This window comes from Yoonia sp. R2-816 (assembly GCF_046762905.1).
GTDB lineage: Bacteria > Pseudomonadota > Alphaproteobacteria > Rhodobacterales > Rhodobacteraceae > Yoonia.
Genome location: NZ_JBKQXN010000152.1, coordinates 1 through 2,338, shown reverse-complemented (window position 1 = coordinate 2,338; position 2,338 = coordinate 1). Strand labels below are relative to the sequence as shown.

Here is a 2,338-nt window from a genome sequence, read left to right as displayed (position 1 = left end):
GTGACGTGATCCGATGCCGAGCTTATCTGCGAGATCATTGACGTTGTTTGCATCTAAAAACCCATCTTCGATCATTCGTAATGCACGTCCCACTGTGGTCGCTGTCCCAAGCCACGCGGGACTGCCGGGTGCCGTTTCTGGTCGGCAGCGCAGGCAAGGGCGGAACCCGGCGCGTTCCGCCGCCGCTGCGGTCGGATAGAACCTGACATTGACGGATTTGGCTGGCCGCACAGGGCAGACGGGGCGGCAATAAATCTTTGTGGACCTGACACCGGAGAAAAACAAACCATCGAATGATTTATCACGCGCAATCCTTGCACGGTCACAGGTTTCAGCGTCAGGAAAGATTGGCAATATGTCGTCCATTCTCTCTTGTCGCGTAAGACGCGGCCTTACGTCTAGCTGGAATCGGACCTGATCGGGGGATGGTGTCCGATTCCAGCCAGCCTATTCGTGGCTTGAATGCGATATCTGAGAAAACTCAAAGGTATCTCATGTCTCAACCCTCACAGAACACGTTCCTCGAAATCGGCCTGTTGGTAATCCTATCATTCTTGTGGGGGGCTTCATTCACGCTCATCGAAGTGGCGATAGATACAATTCCGCCTGCTACAATCGTTTTTGGCAGGCTTGCAATTGGCGCATCGCTATTGATGCTGTTTGCGTTCTGGCGCGGTGTCACCTTTCCCAGATCCCCGGCAAGATGGGGCGCGCTACTCTTACAGGGTATCCTGCAAAGTGCGCTTCCTTTCACACTCATCAGTTGGGGCCAAAAATACATCGACAGCGGCCTTGCTGGGCTTCTCAATACGACGCCTCCACTGTTTGTCTTCCTCATCGGCTTCTTTCTGTTGCGGGATCGAACCGCAGGAGCGCCGCAGATCACCGGCATTTTCCTGGGATTTGCAGGTGTGCTGGTCATTATGGGACCTGCAGCTTTGGCAGGCGAAGAGAATTCTGTCCTTGGTCAACTTGCGATTACAGGTGCCAGTCTGAGCTACGCTGTTGCCGCGATCTACGCCAAACGGTTTTCTGATCAACCGCCTGTGCTAACGGCAGCCTGTTCCATGGCGTTTGCTGCATTGCTGATGTTCCCTGTCTCGCTTTGGGTGGATGATCCTTTGAGCCTTGCCCCGACCGCTCCGGCTATCGCCGCTGTTGTCGCTATGGGTGTGTTTTCGACAGCAATCGCAATGGCGATCTACTTTCGTCTGGTCCGAACCCTCGGCCCACTCGGCGTCACGACAGGGAGCTATATGCGGGCGGGATTCAGCGTTCTCTTAGGTGTCCTGCTCCTTGGCGAAGCCCTTTCGCCAACACTGATCATCGGTCTTCTGATGATCTTTGCGGGTGTCGCAATCGTCACCGGACACCTCAGATTTCCTGCTAGAAAAACGACAGCTTCATAGGAGAAAAATCATGTATTCGATACTGCTTGGGATGCTTAAATCATCTTGTTTTATCGGATTGGTGGACAGCAGATCACTTCACAAAACACCAACTAAATACCATGTCATTTCGCCTGAATGTTTTGGCTATTGATCAACCATTTGATGGCCGTTCAAGTCAGTTCGGAACTGTACTTTTTCGCTGCTATTTGAGCCAAACCAGACCTTCATGCAAAGCCCAGTCAAAGTCACAAGCCCAAATTGACAGCTTCGAGCTAAGTGAGGATACTGCTCTGATGTCTATTGCCTCAACCGACAAGATCACTGGAAGATGTTACTGCGGATCAATCACTTTTCGTAGCGCGTCGAAGCCGCTGACTGTCGCCTATTGCCACTGCGAAGACTGCCGCCGCGCGACCGGTGGACCCGTCGCTGCCTTTGCTGCCTTTGACGATGACGCGATTACTTTTGAGCCAAACGAGGGGAAAAACGTTACCGTCAACCCCGGTGTTACCAGATCATTTTGTGATAATTGCGGTTCCTCATTGGCAGGCCGTTACGAATATCTGCCGAACCAAATCTACATTTCTATTGGCGTTATTGATCAGGCGGCTGATTTGGCACCTGTCGTACATGCACACGAAGCGAATCGGCTTACTTGGCTTCACATTGTTGATGATTTGGAACGCTTAGATGCGACCGCAACTACCAAATTGAATGCTACATAAATTCTGCCCTAAGCACTGACAGCACAAGTCCGGTATTTCCCACGCACCCGACCTTCGCCCATCATGAGGCCAAGGTCCGAATTGATGAAGATTTTCTGATGCGGGCCATGGCGCGAGGTCTCAGCTTGGCCGTAAGGGTGGCCCGCGTTGAAAAATCTCTCAGGGTGGAAGCCGCGGGGGTTGGCGGTGTCTATGGGGAAAGTGTGCTGCCGGTTGGATCTG

General features: G+C 52.6%; 3 protein-coding genes. 2 read left to right on the top strand and 1 reads right to left on the bottom strand.

Going from position 1 to position 2,338, the window contains the following annotated elements:
- Positions 1-366 (bottom strand): Ada metal-binding domain-containing protein (locus ACFWW2_RS05340; protein WP_393926711.1); only part of this gene is annotated, 366 nt, incomplete at its 3' end.
- A 128-nt stretch (positions 367-494) separates the two neighbouring features.
- Between ACFWW2_RS05340 and ACFWW2_RS05335 the strand changes: the two genes are divergently transcribed.
- Both ACFWW2_RS05335 and ACFWW2_RS05330 read left to right on the top strand, forming a co-directional pair.
- The gene (locus tag ACFWW2_RS05335; protein ID WP_393926709.1) at positions 495-1,409 is read left to right on the top strand and encodes a DMT family transporter; all 915 of its coding nucleotides are present in this window, start codon (positions 495-497) and stop codon (positions 1,407-1,409) included.
- A 101-nt stretch (positions 1,410-1,510) separates the two neighbouring features.
- The gene (locus ACFWW2_RS05330; protein ID WP_393926707.1) at positions 1,511-2,116 is read left to right on the top strand and encodes a GFA family protein; all 606 of its coding nucleotides are present in this window, start codon (positions 1,511-1,513) and stop codon (positions 2,114-2,116) included.
- Positions 2,117-2,338 lie beyond the last annotated feature (222 nt).